This window comes from Zooshikella ganghwensis DSM 15267, from assembly GCF_000428585.1.
Taxonomy (GTDB): domain Bacteria; phylum Pseudomonadota; class Gammaproteobacteria; order Pseudomonadales; family Zooshikellaceae; genus Zooshikella; species Zooshikella ganghwensis.
In genome coordinates, this window is record NZ_AUAF01000175.1 from 1 (window position 1) to 8300 (window position 8300).

Sequence of the window (8300 nt, forward strand, 5' to 3'; positions counted from 1 at the left end):
ATTTACTCACGACTAAAGAGTTGGGGATATCAACATAAAACCGTTTGTCATGGGAAAGGGGAGTATGCTCGTGATGAAGATGGGGATGGTTTTCACGCAGTACATGTTAACACCATTGAAGGTTGTTGGTCATTACTACGCTCATGGTTAAGACCTCATCGAGGTATTTCTCAAGAAAAACTACCTTTTTATTTAGCATTATTTGAGTTTGTGTACAATATAAAGTGCCGAGGAAAAAGCTTACTTAATGATCTAATAGAGCTATTGATATAACCCCCTAGGAATCCATATAGAGCTATTTTTAATAAGCCTTCAGGTTCACTTTTCAGGTTCTCTATCTGCTGATTTGCAGTGGCCGCCTGCTCAGCAATGATTCGGCAAGACTGATAGTATTCACTGCCTGCTTCAGTCAGTGCAATGGAGCGGGTAGAGCGATTAAGTAATTTCACCCCCAGTTGCGATTCCAGTTTTTTGATGTGATAGCTGACAACTGCTCGCGATAAACCAATGTGCTTAGCTGCAGCGGTCAGGCTACCTTGCTCAACGACTTGAGCAAAAACCACCATGCTTTTGAGTTGTTCAAAATTTAATGTCATAGCCTAATTGTATCAATTTTTTGACTAATGAAGTCTAATTTTTCCATATTGTTAGAAATAGATTGCAGCAATACACTGTCATCAATTGTTGATTGAGGAGATAGAAAAGTGACTGGCTCAAATGTAAAAAGAGTATTAATGGTCCTAACATCCCATTCAGAGTTAGGCAATACAGGTGAAAAAACAGGCTTCTGGGTAGAAGAGTTTGCTGCACCTTACTACACCCTGGTTGATGCAGGAGTGCAGGTAACACTCGCTTCTCCTTTAGGAGGGCCACCACCCATTGACCCAAAGAGCGAACAGCCTGACTTCCAAACAGCTTCGACACTGCGTTTTAACGACGATACGAAAGTACAGACCTTGCTGGCAAACACTCTGAAACTGTCCGACGTTAAGCCTGAAGATTACAACGCCGTGTTTTATCCCGGAGGGCATGGACCTCTTTGGGATTTAACTGAAGATAGCCACTCCATTGCCCTAATCGAAGGATTTTTAGCTTCCAAAAAACCTGTCGCAGCGGTATGTCATGCACCCGCAGTACTTCTGAATGCTAAAGACGGTCAAGGTAACTATGTGGTTAAAGGCAAAGCAGTGACAGGTTTTAGTAACAGCGAAGAAGAAGCTGTGCAATTAACGACTGTTGTCCCCTTTTTACTGGAAGACGAATTAAAAAATCGTGGCGCTGATTTTCAAAAAGTAGCTGACTGGAATGCTTTTGCCGTACAAGACGGTTTGCTGATCACCGGCCAAAATCCAGCAAGTTCGGAACTCGTAGCTGATAAATTACTTACTGCACTTGATGTATAAAAAGGAATATGTGTGATGTTGAATTTTAGTTTTCAAAATACAACCCAAATCCACTTTGGTGAAGGGCAAATTAAAACCATAAGGCAGGCAATACCAGCATCAGCAAGAGTATTAGTTACTTATGGTGGCGGCTCTATCAAATCGAATGGTGTTTATGAGCAAGTGGCCGAAGCACTGAGTGAGCATACCTGGTTTGAATTCTCAGGCATTGAGCCGAACCCAAGTTATGACACTTTAATCAAGGCTCTGGATTTAATCCAACAACATAACATTGACTTCCTGCTGGCCGTTGGTGGGGGATCCGTTATTGATGGTACCAAGTTTATTGCGGCGGCGGCGTTGTATAACGGTGATGACCCCTGGGAGTTTGTCGCCAGTGGGCAGGTTATTGAGCAGGCTCTGCCAATAGGATGTGTACTGACGCTACCTGCCACAGGCTCTGAAACCAATGTTGGCTCAGTAGTGACACGTGATGGTGCTAAGCTGGCGTTCCATAGCCCCTTAATACGTCCCTTATTTGCAGTGCTAGACCCACTCGTTACTTTATCACTCTCTGACCGCCAAATTAGTAACGGGGTCGTCGATGCATTTGTTCATGTCATGGAGCAATATTTAACCTACAACGTAAATGGAAAAGTACAGGATCGGTTTGCTGAAGGGCTGCTACTTACACTTATTGAAGAAGGACCAAAAGCGCTGGCACCGCAAACCAAAAATGATCTTGAAGTCCGTGGCAACATTATGTGGGCTGCCACCATGGCACTAAATGGTTTGATAAGCGCAGGAGTACCTCAAGACTGGTCAACACACATGATTGGTCATGAAATCACTGCTGCTTATGGCGTTGATCATGCACGAACCCTGTCGATTGTTTTACCCGCTGTAATGAAAATCTGTAAAGATGCTAAACGCGAAAAACTATTACAGTATGCTGAACGCATATGGAATCTGACAGAGGGCGATGATGAGATCCGCATCCACAAAACCATCGAGTTAACAGAGCAGTTTTTCGAAGTCATGCAAGTGCCCGTGCGTTTATCGCAAATCGACATCGCTGAAATGAATATTGACACTCTCGTCGAACAGCTAACCCAACATGGCATGACTCAGTTGGGTGAACACGGCGCAATCACACCTGAGGTTAGCCGCAATATTTTAACTGCCGCCTTGTAATGATAGGGAAATAACAAATGACAAAATTCAAGCCACAAAATGGAACGATTAATCGCCAGTGGATTTTAGCTTCTCGACCTATAGGTGCACCTGCGCTGAGTAACTTCAACTTTTTAGAAAGCGAGAAGCCAACACCTAAGCAAGGCGAGCTTCTATTACGGACGGTGTATTTATCACTGGACCCCTATATGCGTGGCCGTATGAGCGATGCCAAGTCCTACGCTGAGCCTGTTGCAATCAATGAGGTTATGGTGGGTGGTACTGTGTGCCGCGTAGAAGTATCTCATCACCCAGATTATGAAGTGGGTGAGTGGGTGGTTGCCTACTCTGGCTGGCAAGACTACTCGATTTCTGACGGCAGCGGTCTGCTGAAGCTGGGAAAAGCACCCATGAAGCCTTCTTACGCGCTGGGCGTAATGGGAATGCCCGGTTTAACCGCTTATATGGGTTTGCTGGATATTGGCCAGCCAAAGGCAGGTGAAACCGTTGTTGTTGCCGCAGCTACAGGGGCTGTTGGTAGTCTGGTGGGACAAATTGCTAAGTTGAAAGGCTGTAAAGTCGTCGGTATTGCCGGTGGTGAAGAAAAATGTCACTCAGCTGTTGAAGATTTGGGCTTTGATGCCTGTATCGATCATAAAGCCCCTGACTTTGCTGAGCAGTTGGCCAAAGCATGTGACAAAGGCATTGATGTGTATTTCGAGAACGTAGGCGGTAAAGTCTTTGATGCAGTATTGCCATTACTCAACCCAAGTGCACGTGTTCCCTTATGTGGTCTGATATCACAATATAACGCAACAGAGCTACCTAAAGGCCCTGACCGTATACCGATGTTAATGGGTACCTTGCTAGTAAAGCGGATTAAAATGCAGGGTTTTATTGTCTTTGATGACTATGGCCATCGTTACAACGAATTCAGCCAGGACATGATGCAATGGCTGCAAGATGGAAAAATCACTTATCGTGAGGATCTGGTCAAAGGATTGGAAAACGCTGTTGAATCTTTTATTGGCCTATTAGAAGGGAAAAATTTTGGCAAGCTGGTCATCCAGGTCGGCCCAGACGAGCTATAAAAGCACCTGAAACCCCAATAAAAAGGGGCTTATTTAAAATACTTTTTAGTGTAGTACAGGTATTGTTTGAAGGTTGCTTATTTAAAAGCTCCCTATTTAAAAGCCCCTTATTTACAAACCCCTTTATAAAACTCAGCTAGGAATACATTATCTATGTTGACAGTACATCACTTAAATCAATCCCGCTCCACACGAGTACTATGGTTATTGGAAGAGCTTTCCATGCCTTATCAGCGTGTTGATCACCAGCGTGATAAAACAACTCATCTTGCGCCAGCAAGTTTAAAAAAGATTCATCCGTTGGGTAAGGCCCCAGTTATGGTCGATGGGGATGTGGTTTTATGCGAGTCCAGTGCCGTGATGGAATATATCATCGATTTGGATGAACAAAAGCGTTTTAGGCCTGCCCAAGGTACCACAGAATATTATCAATATCTTGAGTGGTCCCATTTTGCTGAGGGTTCCTTGGGTTTGCCCGTTATTACTCACCTGTTTATGCAGAGAGAAACGCGCAATGGTGACCAGCCTATGGATAACTACATTGCCAAGGAAATTAACGTAGATTTTGCCTATATAGAATCTACATTGAGCCAGCGCGCATACTTTGCTGGCAATGAGTTTACCGCTGCAGATATTATGATGACTATTATGTTGGAGATTGCGAATAGAAGTGGCTTGCTAGAAGGCCGCGAAAATACTTTGGCCTACCTCACCAAGATAAGGCAACGTCAGGCTTACCAAAAAGCATTGAGTTTTGGGTAAATAATCCATCCATTTTTTTGGTACCTTCTCTCACTATCATAGGCAATTTTTAACCCAATTAAGGTTAAAAAATTGCCACCATGAACATCACTTGATATACAACAAATTCATCTTACTTTACATGCTGTAATATTCTCTACAGATGAAAATAAAAGCTTAAGAAAAAATATTATTGGCAAAGCGTGCCGACACCAGGTCTTATTGATGTGCTGGAAAAAATTAACACAGCTTCGCCAGCCCTTTTGTGTAAGCACTACTGGTAGTACACAAGGGTGCTCATAAAAATGATTAGTGAAGGGTATATAATTGGATTTAACAGCTACAATACCATCCAGTCTTATTATTTTCGTTGACAACAATATTTAGGGGAATACCTTATCCTTAGCAAATTATACTTTTTTATTTCCTAATTATTTGGGTTAATGATGGTAGTATAAATATGAAAGAAGGAAACGCATTAAGACCTGAGCTTACATGGCACAGTATCTCTTCTAAAATCACGCTTGAAAAACTTCAGACCTCTACCTCAGGCTTAAGCCAACATGAAGCCGAAAAAAGACTAAATAGTCATGGCCCAAATTGTTTACCACAAGCCGACAAGCGTAGTGCTTTCATGCGTTTCCTACTGCAATTCAACAATATTTTAATATATGTATTAATGGGCTCTGCTGTCATTACTGCCTTTCTTAGTCACTGGATTGATACTGGTGTCATTCTGGCGGTGGTTGTTGTTAATGCCATCATTGGTTTTATCCAAGAGGGAAAAGCAGAAAAAGCGATGGATGCCATACGCCATATGCTAGCCCCACAAGCCAATGTGATTCGTGGTCGGGAGCGGATCACTATTGATGGCAAACATCTGGTACCTGGCGACATTGTTTTACTGGAAGCAGGCGACAAAGTACCTGCTGATATTCGTCTTCTTACAGCACACGGTATGTCAGCCCAAGAAGCTATTTTAACGGGAGAGTCAGTTCCAGTAGAAAAGCACACCCAACCAGTAGCAGAGAATGCACCGCTGGGAGATCGGTCTTGCATGGCTTTTTCCGGCACACTCGTCACTAACGGACAGTGTAAAGGGGTAGTAGTCACAACGGGATTAGGCACTGAGATTGGACGCATCAGCGACCTGTTATCCGAAGTCGAGACCTTATCAACACCCTTAGTCGAGCAAATGGGCATGTTTGCTAAATGGCTGACCATGCTCATTCTTGTGATAGCGGTGATACTGCTGACATTCGGTTATTTCGTCGCACATTATGAATTTACTGAAATGTTTATGGCTGTGGTTGGGCTGTCAGTGGCTGCTATTCCGGAAGGGTTGCCCGCTGTTCTGACAATCACACTGGCCATTGGCGTCCAGGCTATGGCTAGACGAAATGCCATTGTACGGCGGTTACCTGCGATTGAAACACTGGGAGCACTGTCAGTGATCTGCACTGATAAGACTGGCACCCTCACACGCAATGAGATGATGGTAACCTCAGTACTCACCCACCAGCACCTCTTTAATCTAGAAGGTAATAGCTACGAACCTAGAGGCGCACTCATGTTAGATGATGCTCATGTTTCTCCTGCAGAGCATAGTGTGCTGGAAGAGTTAGCCAGAGCAGCGACGCTCTGCAATGACGCAGCACTTCGCGAACATGAGGGGGTGTGGATGGTAGAAGGTGATCCAATGGAAGGAGCACTACTCGCCTTCAGTGGAAAAATGGATATCAACATCCGACACGAACAAGCCAAGTGGACTCGCACAGATGCGATTCCCTTTGATGCAAAACATCGCTTTATGGCAACCCTTAACCATGATCACGAGCACCATGCTTGTGTTTTCGTCAAAGGTGCTCCTGAGCAATTACTCAGCATGTGTAAGAACCAGCGTGGTGCAAATGGCGAAATAGAGCCATTGGATACCCATTATTGGAACAGTCAGGCAGAAGCAATCGCTGTTCTTGGTCAACGTGTGCTGGCATTTGCGGTTAAACCCGTACAGCCAAGCGAGACCATTTTGGAATATAGCGATGTTGAAGACTCACTGACGCTAGTGGGGATGGTGGGAATGATTGATCCTCCTCGCTCAGAAGCCATTGCAGCCGTAGCGGAATGCATTAGCGCAGGCATCCGAGTGAAAATGATTACCGGCGATCACACTAAAACAGCTGCAGCAATAGGTAAGCAGATTGGTTTACAGAGTACAGAGAAAGTTCTCACAGGCGCTGATCTAGACGGCTTAGATGACGCGGCCTTAAAACATGCTGTACTTGAATGTGACATTTTTGCCCGCACCAGTCCTGAGCATAAGCTACGTTTAGTGATGGCACTGCAAGCTCACGGAATGACTGTCGCAATGACAGGTGACGGTGTTAACGATGCACCAGCACTCAAGCGAGCTGATGCAGGTATTGCTATGGGACAAAAAGGCAGTGAAGCAGCTAAAGAAGCTGCAGAGTTGGTTTTAGCTGATGATAACTTTGCTTCTATTGTGGCAGCTGTACGCGAAGGACGCACAGTTTACGATAACCTTAAAAAAGTTATCAGCTGGACACTGCCCACTAATGCAGGTGAAGCAATGACGATTGTTATCGCTCTGCTCTTAGGTATGACGCTACCCATTACCCCTGTTCAAATTTTATGGGTTAACTTGATTACAGCCATTACACTGGGAATAGCCCTGGCGTTTGAACCCACGGAAGAAAATACAATGCGCCGTCCACCACGCACTCGCAATGAGCCATTATTAAATGGAGGTTTGGTTTGGCATATTGTGCTGGTTTCCTTTCTTTTTCTTTGTGGTGTATTTGGTATTTATCATTACGCAATGGATCAGGGTTATACCGTTGAACTTGCTCGCACCATCGCACTTAACACGCTAGTGGTTATGGAAACTTTCCACCTGTTTTTCATTCGCAATATTTATGGTACATCGCTAACTTGGAAAGCCATACGTGGCACTAAAGTCGTTTGGTCAGTAGTAGCCATAGTTACAGCAGCCCAGTTTGCAATCACCTACTTTCCACCACTACAAGCCGTATTTGCAACAGCCCCAATTCCATTCTTAGATGGTTTATTGATCATTTGTGTTGGTGTTGCTCTGTTTACAATTATTGAACTGGAAAAGCAAATTCGCCTCGCATTTCGACGAATGAAAGAACCAGTTACCGAAGCTTAATACCTTTAAAAAATGTATCATAAATACATTTATATTTAAGGAAAGTAATTTTCACAACCAAATACTTTGATTAATGACTTAACTCCACAAGTAAGGAATGAAAAGTCGTCAGTGCCTGAAGTAGTTCACCTTCAGAGTAATTACAAAAACCGAGTATAAACCCATTGTAACTTAAGTCTCTCGCCGTAGATTTCGATAAAGGCTCTAAGATTAAACCTGCTTTTTGTGCATGTATTGATACCTCAGTATCTTTTAGACTTTTACTGAGGTGAAAAACAAGTTGTGTACCTGCATGGTGGTTTTGCACTTTCCCATAATGAAGAAAGTCTTTTTTAAGCACTCTTACTAAGTGCTCCATCCTCTCCTTGTATATTTTGCGCATACGCCTTAGGTGGCGATAAAAGTCACCGGAACTCATAAATTCTGAAAGTGCTTCCTGATGTCAGCAGCAATGTAAAACTGACCCACTAGCAGCAATCGAATTTTGACCCACCTGAGTAAAATACCACCGTTTAAGCTTAAGTGTGTGGTATCGATGACATGTTAACTCAGGAGCTTGCAGTGGAAATACACGTACTAAAACGACAAGGCATGAGTATTCGTCGTATATCAAGAGAACTGGGCCTATCACGTAACACCGTTAGACAGTACTTACGAGGTCAAATTAAAAAACCAATCTACAGCAAAAGACCTATACGTCCTTCAAAACTGGACCCCTACAAA

The 8300-nt window shown here is 43.7% G+C and carries 9 protein-coding genes; 7 read left to right on the top strand and 2 right to left on the bottom strand.

Annotation, left to right across the window (positions count from 1 at the left end):
- Positions 1 to 273, top strand: a complete 273-nt coding sequence (locus F607_RS33745; RefSeq protein WP_420864444.1) for a transposase — start codon at positions 1 to 3, stop codon at positions 271 to 273.
- Here F607_RS33745 and F607_RS31195 read toward each other — a convergent pair.
- On the bottom strand, positions 189 to 596 hold the full coding sequence (locus F607_RS31195; protein WP_338112640.1) for a LysR family transcriptional regulator: 408 nt from the start codon (positions 594 to 596) through the stop codon (positions 189 to 191). The genes F607_RS33745 and F607_RS31195 overlap by 85 nt on opposite strands.
- 138 nt (positions 597 to 734) lie before the next feature.
- Here F607_RS31195 and F607_RS0122555 point away from each other — a divergent pair, with 138 nt between their 5' ends.
- From F607_RS0122555 to F607_RS0122575, 5 genes are all read left to right on the top strand, one after another.
- A complete protein-coding gene (locus tag F607_RS0122555) occupies positions 735 to 1403 on the top strand; it encodes a type 1 glutamine amidotransferase domain-containing protein (RefSeq protein WP_027709883.1) in 669 nt (222 codons plus the stop codon).
- A 15-nt stretch (positions 1404 to 1418) separates the two neighbouring features.
- The gene (locus F607_RS0122560; RefSeq protein ID WP_027709884.1) at positions 1419 to 2576 is read left to right on the top strand and encodes an iron-containing alcohol dehydrogenase; all 1158 of its coding nucleotides are present in this window, start codon (positions 1419 to 1421) and stop codon (positions 2574 to 2576) included.
- Positions 2577 to 2593: 17 nt separating this feature from the next.
- The gene (locus F607_RS0122565; protein ID WP_027709885.1) at positions 2594 to 3646 is read left to right on the top strand and encodes an NADP-dependent oxidoreductase; all 1053 of its coding nucleotides are present in this window, start codon (positions 2594 to 2596) and stop codon (positions 3644 to 3646) included.
- Positions 3647 to 3799: 153 nt separating this feature from the next.
- Positions 3800 to 4408 carry a glutathione S-transferase family protein gene (locus F607_RS0122570; RefSeq protein ID WP_027709886.1) on the top strand — a complete coding sequence of 203 codons (609 nt, stop codon included), beginning with the start codon at positions 3800 to 3802 and terminating at the stop codon, positions 4406 to 4408.
- Between the two features lie 439 nt (positions 4409 to 4847).
- Positions 4848 to 7577, top strand: coding sequence for a cation-transporting P-type ATPase (locus F607_RS0122575; RefSeq protein WP_027709887.1), 2730 nt, complete (start codon positions 4848 to 4850; stop codon positions 7575 to 7577).
- A gap of 70 nt (positions 7578 to 7647) precedes the next feature.
- Here the strand turns inward: F607_RS0122575 and F607_RS0122580 are convergent, their stop codons facing one another.
- Entirely contained in the window at positions 7648 to 7935 is a 288-nt protein-coding gene (locus tag F607_RS0122580) for a hypothetical protein (RefSeq protein ID WP_027709888.1), read from the bottom strand.
- Positions 7936 to 8117: 182 nt separating this feature from the next.
- Here F607_RS0122580 and F607_RS35675 point away from each other — a divergent pair.
- On the top strand, positions 8118 to 8300 hold a 183-nt coding region (locus tag F607_RS35675; RefSeq protein ID WP_157365569.1), incomplete at its 3' end, for a helix-turn-helix domain-containing protein.

Bases quoted from the DNA above. Each gene is read 5' to 3' on its own strand.
- F607_RS31195 (WP_338112640.1), bottom strand. From the start codon at position 596: ATGACATTAAATTTTGAACAACTCAAAAGCATGGTGGTTTTTGCTCAA.
- F607_RS0122555 (WP_027709883.1), top strand. From the start codon at position 735: ATGGTCCTAACATCCCATTCAGAGTTAGGCAATACAGGTGAAAAAACA.
- F607_RS0122560 (WP_027709884.1), top strand. From the start codon at position 1,419: ATGTTGAATTTTAGTTTTCAAAATACAACCCAAATCCACTTTGGTGAA.
- F607_RS0122565 (WP_027709885.1), top strand. From the start codon at position 2,594: ATGACAAAATTCAAGCCACAAAATGGAACGATTAATCGCCAGTGGATT.
- F607_RS0122570 (WP_027709886.1), top strand. From the start codon at position 3,800: ATGTTGACAGTACATCACTTAAATCAATCCCGCTCCACACGAGTACTA.
- F607_RS0122575 (WP_027709887.1), top strand. From the start codon at position 4,848: ATGAAAGAAGGAAACGCATTAAGACCTGAGCTTACATGGCACAGTATC.
- F607_RS0122580 (WP_027709888.1), bottom strand. From the start codon at position 7,935: ATGGAGCACTTAGTAAGAGTGCTTAAAAAAGACTTTCTTCATTATGGG.